The 13,441-nt window shown below is 67.0% G+C and carries 14 protein-coding genes and 1 riboswitch; of the genes, 12 read left to right on the forward strand and 2 right to left on the reverse strand.

Annotated elements, in window-relative coordinates:
- Positions 1–74: 74 nt before the first annotated feature.
- A riboswitch (cobalamin riboswitch) is annotated at positions 75–332 on the reverse strand.
- A gap of 32 nt (positions 333–364) precedes the next feature.
- From LZ009_RS07905 to LZ009_RS24280, 4 genes are all read left to right on the forward strand, one after another.
- Entirely contained in the window at positions 365–577 is a 213-nt protein-coding gene (locus LZ009_RS07905; protein ID WP_275697360.1) for a cell division protein ZapB, read from the forward strand.
- Complete coding sequence (locus LZ009_RS07910) at positions 574–915, forward strand: cell division protein ZapA (protein WP_275697361.1); 342 nt, start codon at positions 574–576, stop codon at positions 913–915. The genes LZ009_RS07905 and LZ009_RS07910 overlap by 4 nt, the downstream gene beginning before the upstream one ends.
- Positions 916–1,303: 388 nt before the next feature.
- Entirely contained in the window at positions 1,304–2,107 is an 804-nt protein-coding gene (locus LZ009_RS07915) for a sulfite exporter TauE/SafE family protein (RefSeq protein ID WP_275697362.1), read from the forward strand.
- Between the two features lie 33 nt (positions 2,108–2,140).
- A complete protein-coding gene (locus LZ009_RS24280) occupies positions 2,141–3,070 on the forward strand; it encodes a methionyl-tRNA formyltransferase (protein WP_275697910.1) in 930 nt (309 codons plus the stop codon).
- 29 nt (positions 3,071–3,099) lie between these two features.
- Here LZ009_RS24280 and LZ009_RS07925 read toward each other — a convergent pair whose 3' ends face one another.
- Positions 3,100–4,038 (reverse strand): LysR family transcriptional regulator, encoded by a 939-nt coding sequence (locus LZ009_RS07925; protein ID WP_275697363.1) that lies wholly within the window; start codon positions 4,036–4,038, stop codon positions 3,100–3,102.
- A gap of 102 nt (positions 4,039–4,140) precedes the next feature.
- Here LZ009_RS07925 and LZ009_RS07930 point away from each other — a divergent pair, with 102 nt between their 5' ends.
- The 6 genes from LZ009_RS07930 (at position 4,141) to LZ009_RS07955 (ending at position 9,594) form a co-directional block, all read left to right on the forward strand.
- Positions 4,141–4,404, forward strand: coding sequence for an HAD family hydrolase (locus LZ009_RS07930; protein WP_275697364.1), 264 nt, complete (start codon positions 4,141–4,143; stop codon positions 4,402–4,404).
- Positions 4,401–5,411, forward strand: coding sequence for a 2-dehydropantoate 2-reductase (locus tag LZ009_RS07935; RefSeq protein WP_275697365.1), 1,011 nt, complete (start codon positions 4,401–4,403; stop codon positions 5,409–5,411). Before LZ009_RS07930 ends, LZ009_RS07935 begins: the two co-directional genes overlap by 4 nt.
- Before the next feature lie 166 nt (positions 5,412–5,577).
- Positions 5,578–6,597, forward strand: a complete 1,020-nt coding sequence (locus LZ009_RS07940; RefSeq protein ID WP_275697366.1) for a Bug family tripartite tricarboxylate transporter substrate binding protein — start codon at positions 5,578–5,580, stop codon at positions 6,595–6,597.
- 52 nt (positions 6,598–6,649) lie between these two features.
- Positions 6,650–7,168 (forward strand): tripartite tricarboxylate transporter TctB family protein, encoded by a 519-nt coding sequence (locus LZ009_RS07945; protein WP_275697367.1) that lies wholly within the window; start codon positions 6,650–6,652, stop codon positions 7,166–7,168.
- Between the two features lie 34 nt (positions 7,169–7,202).
- Positions 7,203–8,732 carry a tripartite tricarboxylate transporter permease gene (locus LZ009_RS07950; RefSeq protein ID WP_275697368.1) on the forward strand — a complete coding sequence of 510 codons (1,530 nt, stop codon included), beginning with the start codon at positions 7,203–7,205 and terminating at the stop codon, positions 8,730–8,732.
- A gap of 28 nt (positions 8,733–8,760) precedes the next feature.
- Entirely contained in the window at positions 8,761–9,594 is an 834-nt protein-coding gene (locus tag LZ009_RS07955) for a cytidylate kinase family protein (protein ID WP_275697369.1), read from the forward strand.
- Here LZ009_RS07955 and LZ009_RS07960 read toward each other — a convergent pair.
- Entirely contained in the window at positions 9,591–10,199 is a 609-nt protein-coding gene (locus LZ009_RS07960; protein ID WP_275697370.1) for a Crp/Fnr family transcriptional regulator, read from the reverse strand. The genes LZ009_RS07955 and LZ009_RS07960 overlap by 4 nt on opposite strands.
- 121 nt (positions 10,200–10,320) lie before the next feature.
- On the opposite strand from LZ009_RS07960, the gene oxc reads away from it, so the two are divergent.
- A complete protein-coding gene (gene oxc, locus LZ009_RS07965) occupies positions 10,321–12,051 on the forward strand; it encodes an oxalyl-CoA decarboxylase (protein ID WP_275697371.1) in 1,731 nt (576 codons plus the stop codon).
- A 123-nt stretch (positions 12,052–12,174) separates the two neighbouring features.
- A complete protein-coding gene (gene frc / locus LZ009_RS07970) occupies positions 12,175–13,422 on the forward strand; it encodes a formyl-CoA transferase (protein ID WP_275697372.1) in 1,248 nt (415 codons plus the stop codon).
- Positions 13,423–13,441 lie beyond the last annotated feature (19 nt).

Below are 13,441 nucleotides of genomic sequence, written 5' to 3' on the forward strand. Positions count from 1 at the left end.
GAATGAAGGGATCCGTCGGTTGCCCGCGCCGGCTTCCCCGCCGGCGCATTGGGCGCCATGGCCGCGCGGATGAACGCGCGGCCGCCTCGTTGGCCGGTATCCGGGCTGGCGGAAGAACTTCCATCGCCTTCCCAGGCGCGCTGTTTCAGGCGGCGCCCAGTGGCTTGCGAGGATGGAAGCGGACGGCGCCGCGGGTGGCGGCGCCGCCCTCCGCTTACCGTTGCGGGGGCAGCGCAGGTTGGCTTGCGCGCGCGTGGCGCACGTGCCTCCTGCTTCCCGTTGAACTGCGGCATGCGAACCACACCGCGAGCACCAACGCATTGATTCTAAAGCCGATTACGTCACAAAACCCTACAATCCGCGCATGGCCAGTGGCTCCCAGATCGACCCCTTCGTCGAGCGCGTCGAGCGTCTTCTCGTGCGCTACGAGGAGCTGCAGCGCACCAACGCCCTGCTCACCGAGCAGGTGGAGCTGCTCACGCAGGAACGCGACTCGCTCAAGTCGCGCCTGTCCGCGGCCCGCTCGCGCGTCGACGCCCTGCTCGAACGCCTGCCCGACCTGAACACGCCCGCATGAAGCAGCTCGAAGTGCAGATCATGGGCCAGAGCTACCTGCTCGGATGCCCCGCCGGCGGCGAGCAGCGCCTGCTGGAGGCCGTGGAAAAGGTCGACACCGCCATGTGCAAGATCCGCGACGCCGGCAAGGTGAAGGCGCGCGATCGCATCGCGGTGCTGGCGGCGCTGAACCTCGCGTTCGACCTCGCCGACCGGCCCGCGCCGGTGCTGCACGCCGCGAGCTTCGCGAGCAACGACCAGACGGTGACGGGCATCCGCAACCTGGCGGACGACGTGCGGCTCGCGCAGTTGATGGTGCGGCTGGACCAGGCGCTGGGCGACGACGGTCGCCTGATCTAGCGCTGCGCGCGCGTGGCGGCCGCCACGCAGAAATCAGTTGAGCTTGCGCATTTCTTGTCAAGCCCTCAAATCTTTCACGGCTTCACATCCGCTTTGCACCGCGCGCCGTTTTGCGTCCTAGAATGAACCCGTCTGCAGTGCGTATCGGGCTTTATATTTCCTTGAACCAATGCTCTTTGAGCGCGGGCTTGGAACATCGCCGGCAAGCGTGATCATCTCGCGTCAGATGAACCCAATGCCTGGTTGACCTCGCCCACCTGAACTCCGGTTCAGGATGCGGTCCGGTGGCACTCGCAGACACCCACACCCGACGGGCTGCCTTCCGGCAGCCCGTTTTCCTTTTGCGACAATGCGGGCTGCCGCCGCAAGCGCGGCACCAACAACAACGATGTCGCTGCTGCAGCCCCAACTCATTCTCGAACTGCTCCTGATCGGCACCTGCACCGGCTTCCTGGCCGGCTTGCTGGGCATAGGCGGCGGCATGCTCATGGTGCCTTTCCTCACCATGATCCTCACGTCCAAGGGCTATCCCGCCGACATCACGGTGAAGATGGCGGTGGCGACTTCGCTGGCCACGATCTGCTTCACCTCGCTGTCCTCGGTGCGCGCGCACCAGAAGCGCGGCGCCGTGCTGTGGCCGGTGGTGAAGGTGCTCGCGCCGGGCATCCTGGTCGGCTCGCTGCTCGGCGCGCAGCTCGCGGTGGCCCTGCCCGGCAAGCTGCTGGGCGTGCTGTTCGCGATCTTCGTCGCGTTCTCGGCGACGCAGATGTTCCTGGACCGCAAGCCGAAACCGAGCCGCACCCTGCCCGGGCCGGCCGTGACCTTCGGCGTCGGCACGGTGATCGGCGGGCTGTCCTCGCTGGTCGGCGCCGGCGGCGCCTTCGTTTCGGTGCCCTTCATGACCTGGTGCAACATCAAGATCCACGACGCGGTCGGCACCTCGTCGGCCCTCGGTTTCCCCATCGCGCTGGCGGGCACCATCGGGTACATCTATGCGGGCCAGGGCCTGCCGCAGATGCCGCCCGGCGCCGTCGGCTACCTGTACCTGCCGGGCCTGGTGATCATCTCGCTGGCCAGCATGACGATGGCGCCGCTGGGCGCGCGAACGGCGCATCGCATGGACATCCGGCCGCTGAAGAAGGTCTTCGCGGTCGTGCTGTACGGGCTGGCGGCCTATTTCCTCTTGCGTTGATCAGGGAGAACGACCATCGCACGCATCGCATTCATCGGGCAACAGGAATTCGGCAAGGCCGTCCTGGAAGGCTTCATCGCCCGCGGCGACACCATTGCCGGCGTCTTCTGCGTTCCCGACAAGCCGGGCACCAAGCCCGACGCACTGCGCGCCGACGCGCAGGCGCTGGGCCTGCAGGTGTTCACCTTCGCCAGCCTGCGCAGTCCCGAGGCCGTGGAGGCCATGCGTTCGCTCGATGCCGACCTGGGCATCATGGCCTACGTGCTGCAGTTCGCGCCGCAGGAGTTCGTGAACATCCCGCGCTTCGGCACCATCCAGTTCCATCCGTCGCTGCTGCCGAAGCACCGCGGTCCTTCGTCGATCAGCTGGCCGATCGCGCTGGGCGCGAAGGAAACCGGCGTCACCATCTTCCGTCCCACCGACGGCCTGGACGAAGGCCCGGTGGTGCTGCAGAAGTCCTGCGACATCGGGCCCGACGAAACGCTGGGCGAGGTCTACTTCAACAAGCTGTTCCCGCTCGGCGTCGCGGCGCTGCAGGAAGCGGCGGACATGGTGATCCAGGGCCGGCACGTGGAGCACCTGCAGGACGAGGCGCAGGCCACCTACGAAGGCTGGATGCACGACGACGAGTGCCAGATCCACTGGGCTGCGCCGGTGGACCACGTCTACGACCTGATCCGCGCCTGCAACCCGGCGCCGGGCGCCTGGACGCAGCTGGCCGGCGTGAAGGTGCGCGTGTACGACGCGCGCAAGCACAGGGTCGGCAAGTTCGTGCCGGGCGGCCATCGGCCCGGCGACATCGTCGGCGCGACCGAGCAGTCGATCGCCGTGTGGTCGCAAGGCGGGATCATCGAGATCTTCAAGCTGCGGCCGGACGGCGGCGGGAAGATGAGCGCCGGCGAGTTCGCCAAGCAGCGCGGGCTGGTGGCGTCGGAAGGGTGGCGGGTGCTGGTGCGGTCCTAGCGTGGTGGGGTCGCTCGCGCGAACCCACCCTACGGCTTTCTTTTCGGCAGGCCCATGGCCGCATCGATCAACCCGGCCCCGTCCTTCAGCAGGAACGCCTTGAAAGCCTGCGCCACCGGCGGCAGGCGCTTGGTGCGCCGGTGCACCACGTACCAGTTCAGCATCAGCGGGAAGCCCTGCACGTCCAGCACGGCGATGCTCTTCTCGCGCAGCTCGCGGCTGACCGTGTGCGCTGACAGGAAGCTCACGCCCATGCCGGCCATCACGGCCTGCTTGATCGTTTCCATGCTCTTGATCTGCATGGCGATCGTCAGCTCGCCGAGCCGCTCGCCGAAGGCCTCCTCCATGGAGGCCCAGGTGTCCGAACCCTTCTCGCGCACGATGAAAGGCTCGCCGGCCAGGCGCGTCACCGGGATGCGCTTCTTGCCCACCAGCGGGTGCGTGGGCGAGGCGATCACCACGTAAGGGTGAGGCGCGAAGGGTTCGGCTACCGTGTCCGCATCCGCGTCCGCGGGAGGCCGCACCATCACCGCCAGGTCGGTCTGGTTGGCTTCCATCTGGGCGAGCAGCTCCTCGCGGTTGCACACGCCGAGGTTGAGCGTCACGCCCGGGTGCCGCTGCGCGAACTCCACCAGCAGGCGGGGAAAGAAGTAGTCGCCGGCGCTGATCACCGACACGTTCAGCCGCCCGCCGGAGACGCCCTTGTACTGGGCCATCGCCTCCTCGGCCTCCTGGAACTTCTGGATGATCTCGCGGCTGGACTGCAGCATCTGCGCGCCCGCGGGCGTGAGGTGGATCTTCTTCCCGAGCTGCTCGAACAGCGGCAGCCCCGCATGGTCTTCGAGCTTGCGCACCTGCGTCGACACCGCCGGCTGCGTGAGGTGCAGCTCCTCCGCGGCGCGCGAGAAGCTGCGGTGGCGGGCGACCGATTCGAACACCTTGAGCTGGCGAAGGGTGGCGTGGCGCATGCCCGCAACTATAAGCCCGAAGGAATGGAAACCATCAAATAGTTTGACTGTCGCTTATCGACGAAGCGGCCTAGATTTGCACCACGCCACCAGGAGAACCGCATGTACGCCGCCCACGCCAACATCCCCGCCGACCCGCACGCCGAAGCCCACCTCGCCGCCTACAACGCGGCCTTCGAAGAGCTGGGGCTCAACTGGAGCTGGGACGCCGCCACCTACGCGCGCCTGCCCGGCAGCGGCGCGCAAGGCGTGCGCGCCTACCTGGAAAGCGAGCAGGCCCACCTGCTGCGCGCCTACGAAGCCGACTTCCTGGTCAACGCCATCGAAGCCGCCAAGTCCCGCTGCCAGGCCGCCCGGCGGTCATGAGGATCGCCGTCATCGGGGCCGGCGCCATCGGCGGCCTCGTGGGCGGCCAGCTGGCGCGGGCCGGGGAAGACGTCACCTTCCTCGTGCGCGGCGCCAACCTGGAAGCGCTGCGGCGCGACGGCCTGCGGCTCACGCTGGCCGACGGCAGCACCCACGCGGTGCGCGGCATCCGCGCCACCGATGACTACGCGGAAGCGGGCGAACAAGACCTGGTGATCCTGGCCGTCAAGGCCCACCAGGTGCAGGACGTCGCCGACTGCCTGCCGCGCCTGCTGGGGCCGCACACGCCCGTGGTCACCATGCAGAACGGCATCCCCTTCTGGTACTTCCATCGCCACGGCGGACCGCTGGAAGGCCGGCAGGTGCACACGGTCGATGCCGGCGTGCCGCTCGCCAACCGCATTCCGCCGGACCGCGTGATCGGCTGCGTGGTCTACCCCGCCGCCGAACTCGAGGCGCCCGGCGTCGTGCGGCAGATCGAAGGCGACCGCCTGCCGCTCGGCGAACTGGACGGCAGCAGCAGCGAGCGCGTGACGCGCATCGCGGAAGTCTTCACGCGCGCCGGCTTCAAGTCGCCGGTGCTGGCCGACATCCGCAGCGAGATCTGGCTCAAGCTCTGGGGCAACCTCAGCTTCAACCCGATCAGCGGCCTGTCGCATGCGACATTGGCCGACATCTGCGGCTTTCCGCTGTCGCGCGAGCTTGCCGCCAACATGATGCGCGAAGCGCAGGAGGTGGCGCAGCGCCTGGGCATCCAGATGCGTGTGCCGCTCGAGAAACGCATCGCCGGCGCCGAGAAGGTGGGGCACCACAAGACCTCGATGCTGCAGGACATCGAAGCGGGACGCAGTCCCGAGATCGATGCGCTGGTGGGTTCGGTGGTGGAGCTCGCGCGCATGGCGGCGACGCCCACGCCGCACATCGACACCGTGTATGCGCTGGTGAAGCTGCTCGCGCAATCCATGGCCCGGCAGCGGGGCGCGCTGCGCCTTGCGGCATCTGCTTAAGCCCCGACCCGGACAAACCCTAGAAGCTCCCCTGAATTCCGCAAACTTGACCGCAGTCAAGAGAATCGGGCCCGGATCGTCGGAGCATATGTCGCGGCCCCACCAGGCGACGTGTTCCACGAGAAGAACGCGCCGGGGTATTCCAGAAGCACAGGAGACAAATTCGATGACGAGACGAGCGACCCTCAGGACCCGGCTATCGACTGCCGCGGCCACGTTCCTTGCCACCACCCTGCTCGCCGCGCCCGCAGCGCAGGCCGCGTGGGAACCCACCAAACCCGTCGAGTTCGTGGTGCCCGCGGGCACCGGCGGCGGCGCCGACCAGATGGCGCGCCTGATCCAGGGCGTGGTGGTGAAGCACAACCTCATGAAGCAGCCGCTGGTGGTGGTCAACAAGTCCGGCGGCGCGGGCGCCGAAGGCTTCCTCGACGTCAAGGGCGCCAAGGGCGACCCGCACAAGATCGTCGTCACCCTGTCCAACCTGTTCACCACGCCGCTGGCCACCGGGGTGCCCTTCAACTGGCGCGACATGACGCCGGTGTCCATGATGGCGCTGGACAACTTCGTGCTGTGGGTCAACGCCGAAACGCCGTACAAGGACGCCAAGTCCTACCTGGCCGCGGTCAAGGCCGCCGGCCCGAGCAAGATGAAGATGGGCGGCACCGGCTCCAAGCAGGAGGACCAGATCCTCACCGTGGGCATCGAGAAGGCCACCGGCACCAAGTTCATCTACGTGCCCTTCAAGGGCGGCGGCGAGGTCGCGGTGCAGCTGGTGGGCAAGCACGTCGACTCCACCGTGAACAACCCGATCGAAGCCGTGGCGCAATGGCGCGCCGGCCAGCTGCGCGCCCTGTGCGTCTTCGACGACCAGCGCATGCCCTACAAGGCCAAGATCACCGACACCCAGGCCTGGGGCGACGTGCCCACCTGCAAGGAAGCCGGCGTGCCGACCACCTACACCATGCTGCGCGGCATCTTCATGCCGGCCGGCGTGACCAAGGAGCAGACCGACTTCTACGTCAACCTGCTGAAGAAGGTGCGCGAGACGCCCGAGTGGAAGGACTACATGGAGAAGGGCGCCTTCAACCAGACCTCCATGGACGGCGACAAGTTCGTCCAGTGGCTGGGCACCGCGGAGCAGCAGCACCGCGAACTGATGAAGAGCGCCGGCTTCCTCGCGCAATAAGGCATCCCCACCCCCGCCGCGCGCGGGGGTTTTTCTTCGGAGACAAGATTCCATGGAAACGCTACAGGAGCCCGCCGTCGAACGGCGGGGCGTGCCCACCTTCGCCGTCGAGGCAGCGGTCGCGCTGCTGATCCTCGTGCTGGGCCTGGTGGTGGTGTTCGGCAGCCGCAAGCTCGGCTCCGGCTGGACCAGCGACGGACCCGGCGCCGGCTACTTCCCCTTCTACATCGGCCTCATCCTGTGCGTGTCCGCGCTCGGCGCGGCCTACCAGGCCCTGTTCGGCAAGAAGCGCAACACCGAGATCTTCGTCGACGGCGAGCAGCTGCGCCGCGTGCTGATGGTGCTGGTGCCCGCGCTGGTCTACGTGCTGGCGGTGCAGTTCATCGGCATCTACGTGGCCTCGGCGATCTACATCGCCGGCTTCATGATCGTGCTGGGCAAGTTCAACAAGGCCAAGAGCGTCGCCACCGCGGTGATCATCGCCGTGCTGTTCTTCTTCCTGTTCGAAGTCTGGTTCAAGGTGCCGCTCGCCAAGGGCGCCTTCGATCCCCTCGCCTTCCTCGGCTACTGAAGCCCCGCCGCCCGTCGCACAAGGCCATCACTCCATGACCGAACTCAGCGCCCTGTTCCATGGCTTCAGCGTCATCCTGACGCCGATGAACATGCTCCTGATGCTGGTGGGGATCACGCTCGGCGTCCTCATCGGCGTGCTGCCGGGACTCGGCGGCGCCAACGGCGTCGCCATCCTGCTGCCCCTCACCTTCACGATGTCGCCCACCTCGGCGATCATCATGCTGTCGTGCATCTACTGGGGCGCCCTGTTCGGCGGCGCCATCACCTCGATCCTGTTCAACATCCCGGGCGAGCCCTGGTCGGTGGCCACCACCTTCGACGGCTACCCGATGGCGCAGCAGGGCAACGCGGGCCAGGCACTGACGGCGGCCTTCACCTCCTCCTTCGTCGGCGCCTTCGTCGCGGTGGTGATGATCACCTTCCTCGCGCCGCTGGTGGCGAAGTTCGCGCTCAAGTTCGGGCCGCCCGAATTCTTCGCGGTCTACCTGCTCACCTTCTGCAGCTTCGTCGGCATGGGCAAGGGCTCGCCCTTCAAGATCCTGGCCTCGATGGCGATCGGCTTCGCGCTGGCCGCCGTGGGCATGGACACCGTCACCGGCCAGCTGCGCCTGACCTTCGGCATTCCCGACCTGATGCGCGGCTTCGACTTCCTGATCGCGGTGATCGGCCTGTTCGGCATCGGCGAGATCCTGCTGTCGATGGAGGAAGGCCTGGCCTTCTCCGGCAAGAGCGCCCGCATCAGCCCGAAGGTGGTGCTGGAAACCTGGAAGCAGCTGCCGAAGTACTGGATGACCTCCATCCGCAGCTCGCTGGTCGGCATCTGGATGGGCATCACGCCCGGCGGCGCCACGCCCGCTTCCTTCATGAGCTATGGCCTGGCCAAGAAGATGTCCAAGGACGGCGCCAAGTTCGGCACCGGCCAGATGGAAGGCGTGATCGCGCCGGAAACCGCGGCGCACGCCGCCGGCACCAGCGCCCTGCTGCCGATGCTGGCGCTGGGCATCCCCGGCTCGCCGACCGCCGCGGTGCTGCTGGGCGGCCTGCTGATCTGGGGCCTGCAACCCGGCCCGCTGCTGTTCGTCGAGCAGAAGGACTTCGTCTGGGGCCTGATCGCCTCGATGTACCTCGGCAACCTGGCCGGCCTGATCGTGGTGCTGACCACCGTGCCGCTGTTCGCGTCCATCCTGCGCATCCCGTTCTCGATCATCGCGCCGGTGATCGTGGTGATCTGCGCCATCGGCGCCTATACCGTGCACAGCGCGATGCTGGACGTGTGGCTGATGATGGCCTTCGGCGTGATCGGCTACGTGTTCAAGAAGCTCGACTACCCGCTCGCGCCGCTGGTGCTGGCCCTGGTGCTGGGCGACAAGGCCGAGGACTCGTTCCGCCAGGCCATGCTGGTCTCGCAGGGCGACCTGATGATCATGGTGTCCAACCCGCTGGTGGGCACCATCACCGGCCTGGCGCTGCTGCTGCTGGTGTGGCCGCTGGTCTCGCGCTTGCTGGCCAAGGTGCGCAAGCCCAAGGCGCCCGCGTTCGCCGCCGAGCAGCCGGTGGATTGAACGACCGATAGCGCAACAGGAGCCGAGCATGCCGGTGATCGCCCTCACGCAGGAAATGGGTTCGCTCGCGAAGGACGTGGCGCTGCGCCTGGCCGAAGCGGGCGGGCTCACCGTGCAACGCAACGAGGTGGTGGAGAACGTCGCCGGCCGCATGCAGGTGCCGGCCAGCCTGATCCGCCGGCTGCGCGAAGGCAAGGCCGGCCTCGTGGAGCGCATCGCCACGGACAAGCAGCAGGTCGCCGTCTACACCGCCGAGGAAGTCTTCGCGCAGGCGCAGCGCGGCAACGTGGTGCTGCGCGGCTGGGGCGCCACCTGCCTGCTGCGCCCGGTGCGGCACGTGCTGCGCGTGCGCGTCACGCGGCCTTTCGAGCAGCGCGTGGCCTGGCTGATGGAGAACCTGGGCACCGACGACCGCGAGGCGGCCGAATCCGAAGTGCGCCGCAGCGACGCCGCGCATGCGCAGCGCATGAACGCGCAGTTCGGCGTGACCTGGGGCGACCCGCTGCTCTACGACATGGTGCTGAACACCGACCGGCTTTCGGTGGACAGCTGCGTGGACACGATCCTGCAACTCGCCAGGCGTCCGGAATTCCAGGAAACCGAGGAGTCGCGCGAAACGCTGGCCGGCCTTGCACTGTCGGCGCGCGTGCGGGCGGCACTCAAGGCCAACGAATCCACCAGCAACGTCGACGTGCAGATCGATTCGCGCGCCGGCCGCGTGGCCTTGAGCGGCATCGTGGTGAACGAGCAGGAAAAGACGGAAGCCGCGCGCGTGGCCAGCGGCGTCGCCGGCATCGGCAAGGTGGACAACCAGCTGCACCTGATGAAGGTGTCCCGCAAGTTCACCTACGCCAAGACCTAGATCTTGCCCCGGGCCTTCAGGCGGCTGAGTGTCTCCGCCGACAGGTTGAGGTAGGACGCCGTTTCCTTCTTCGGCAGCCGCTCTTCCAGGTCCGGGTGCTTGCGCAGGAAGCGCTTCACCCGGCCCGGCGCATCCAGCAGGTGCAGCGTGATCGTGTGCGCCATGATCTCGCTCATGTGGTGCATCACCTCGTACTCGAAGGCCTGCTTCAGGCCCGGATGGCGGTCGAGGAAGGCGACCCAGTCGCGCAAGGGCAGCTTGGCGACCCGCGCGCGGGTGACGCAGACGATGCTGTACGGCGCGGGCGATCCCAGGCGCCACGCGGCATAGCTGGTTTCCATCTGCCCTTCCTCGGCGAAGCGCAGGATCATCTCCTTGGCTTCCTGGTTGCTCACCACGCGCTTGAGGATGCCGTCGAGGATGAAGTATTGCTCCATCTCGTGCACGCCCTGGTTCAGCAGTGCCTCGCCCTTCTGGCAATCCACCACCACCAGCAGGGGTTCCAGCTCCGCCATCTGGGCGGCGGACATCGTCTTGAGCGCCACGTTGCGCGCCAGCTGCACGCGAATGACGTTGCGTTCGGGGTGCTTTTCGATCGAGGACATGGATGGATGCGAGGGATTCCCCTGAAGGCGCAGCCGATTCTTCGAAACTTGACTGCGGTCAAGAGGGTTTCCTGAAGCCGACTTCTACCATTCTCGCACTCCCAACCAGGACCCTTCGACCATGAGTACTGACACGCAAGATCGCGACACGACCGACGGCTTCCACCTGGTCATCAACGCACTGAAGCTGAACGACATCGACACGATCTTCGCCCTGCCCGGCATCCCGATCACGGACTTCCTGCGCCAGGCGCAGGGCGAGGGCATGAAGGTCATCTCCTTCCGCCACGAGCAGCACGCGGGCAACGCCGCGGCCGCCGCCGGCTTCATCACCGGCAAGCCCGGCATCTGCTTCACGGTGTCGGCGCCCGGCTTCCTCAACGGCCTGACCGCGCTGGCGAACGCCACCACCAACTGCTTCCCGATGATCCTGATCTCGGGCTCCAGCGAGCGCGAGATCGTCGACCTGCAGCAGGGCGACTACGAGGAGATGGACCAGCTGGCCATCGCCAAGCCGCTGTGCAAGGCCGCCTTCCGCGTGCTGCATGCCGAGGACATCGGTGTCGGCATCGCGCGTGCCATCCGCTCCGCGGTCTCGGGCCGCCCGGGCGGGGTCTACCTCGACCTGCCGGCCAAGCTGTTCGCGCAGGTGATGGATGCCGAAGCCGGCAAGAAGTCGCTGATCAAGGTGGTGGACCCTGCGCCCAAGCAGATCCCCGCGCCCGACGCCGTCATGCGCGCCGTCGACCTGCTGAAGAACGCGAAGAAGCCGCTCGTGATCCTGGGCAAGGGCGCCGCCTACGCGCAGGCCGATGCCGAGATCAAGGCCTTCGTCGAGAAGAGCGGCATTCCCTACCTGCCGATGTCCATGGCCAAGGGCCTGCTGCCGGACAACCACAACCAGTCCGCGTCCGCGGCGCGCTCCTACGTGCTGGCCGAAGCCGACGTGGTGATGCTGGTAGGCGCGCGCCTGAACTGGCTGCTGTCGCACGGCAAGGGCAAGACCTGGGGCGGCTCCTCGTCGAAGGACGCCGGCAAGCAGCAGTTCATCCAGGTCGACATCTCGCCGACCGAAGCGGACAGCAACGTCGCGATCGCCGCGCCGGTGATCGGCGACATCGGCTCCTGCATCTCCGCCTTCAACCAGGCCATGGGCTCCGGCTGGAACAAGCCGCCGGCCGACTGGACCGGCGCCATCGCGGAGCGCAAGGACAAGAACCTCACCAAGATGGCGGAGACGCTGGCGAAGAACCCGCCGGTGATGAACTTCCACAGCGCGCTCAACGTCATCCGCGACACGGTCAAGGACAACCCCAAGGCCTACCTGGTGAACGAAGGGGCCAATGCGCTGGACTTCACCCGCTCCATCGTCGACATGTACGAGCCGCGCCGCCGCCTCGACGTCGGCACCTGGGGGATCATGGGCATCGGCATGGGCTTCGCCGTCGCGGCGGCCGCCGTCACCGGCGAACAGGTGATCGCGGTGGAAGGCGACAGCGCCTTCGGCTTCAGCGGCATGGAAGTGGAAACCATCTGCCGCTACAACCTGCCGGTGTGCGTCGTCGTGATGAACAACAACGGCATCTACAAGGGCACCGACGTCAACGCGAGCGGCGGCCCGGAGATGGCGCCCACGCAGTTCGTGAAGAACGCGCGCTACGACATGATGATGCAGGCCTTCGGCGGCGTCGGCGTGGTGGCGAAGAACCCCGAGGAACTGCGCAAGGCGCTGGCCGAGGCCGTGTCCTCGCGCAAGCCGACGCTGATCAACGCGATCATCGACGAGACCGCCGGCACCGAGAGCGGCCGCATCACGTCGCTGAATCCGGCGATGGCGAAGAAGAAGGCGTGAGAAACAAGGGGTTAGAGGCTGGAGGCTGGAGACTAGGGAAACACCCCGTCTCGCCTCCCTAGCCCCTAGCCTCCAGCCTCCAGCCCCTTCAAAGATTTTCAAACTACGACAGGAACCAACAACATGGGCAAAGCACTCGACGGCGTCAAGATCCTCGACTTCACGCACGTCCAATCGGGCCCCACCTGCACGCAGCTGCTGGCCTGGTTCGGCGCCGACGTGATCAAGGTGGAGAAGGCGGGAGAAGGCGACGCCACCCGCGGCCAGCTGCGCGACATCCCGGACGTGGACAGCCTCTACTTCACGATGCTGAACCACAACAAGCGCTCGATCACGCTGGACACCAAGAACCCCAAGGGCAAGGAAGTCCTGATCGAGCTGATCAAGCAGTGCGACGTGCTGGTCGAGAACTTCGCGCCCGGCGCGCTGGACCGCATGGGCTTCAGCTGGGAGCGCATCCAGCAGATCAACCCGCGCATGATCATGGCCTCGGTCAAGGGCTTCGGCCCCGGTCCGTACGAGGACTGCAAGGTCTACGAGAACGTCGCACAGTGCGCCGGCGGCGCCGCCTCCACTACCGGCTTCGACGACGGCCCCCCGCTGGTCACCGGCGCGCAGATCGGCGACTCGGGCACCGGCCTGCACCTGGCCCTGGGCATCGTCACCGCCCTGTTCCAGCGCGAGAAGACCGGCAAGGGCCAGAAGGTCCTGGCCGCCATGCAGGACGCCGTGCTGAACCTGTGCCGCGTCAAGCTGCGCGACCAGCAGCGCCTGGACCGCACCAAGGTGCTGCAGGAGTACCCGCAGTTCCCCGAGACCGAATTCGGCGAAGCCGTGCCGCGCGCGGGCAACGCCTCGGGCGGCGGCCAGCCGGGCTGGATCCTGAAGTGCAAGGGCTGGCAGCACGACCCCAACGCCTACATCTACTTCATCACGCAGGCACCGGTGTGGGCCTCGATCTGCAAGGTGATCGGCGAGGAAAGCTGGATCACCGACCCGAGCTACGCCACGCCCAAGGCGCGGCTGCCGCACCTGAAGACGATCTTCTCGCGCATCGAGGAGTGGACCAAGACCAAGACCAAGTTCGAGGCGATGGAGATCCTCAACAAGTACGACATCCCCTGCGGCCCGATCCTGTCGATGAAGGAGATCGCCGAGGAGCCCGCGCTGCGCGCCACCGGCACCGTCGTCGAAGTCGACCACCCCAAGCGCGGCAAGTACCTGTCGGTGGGCAACCCGATCAAGCTCTCCGACAGCGAAACCGAAGTCACGCGCTCGCCCCTGCTGGGCGAGCACACCGAGGAAGTGCTGGCGCAGCTGGGCTACTCGAAAGACCAGGTCGAAGAGCTGCGCGCAGCCAAGGTCATCTAAACCATTTTCAAGGAGTCAA

This window comes from Ramlibacter paludis (assembly GCF_022012305.1).
In the GTDB taxonomy this organism is placed as follows: domain Bacteria; phylum Pseudomonadota; class Gammaproteobacteria; order Burkholderiales; family Burkholderiaceae_C; genus Ramlibacter; species Ramlibacter paludis.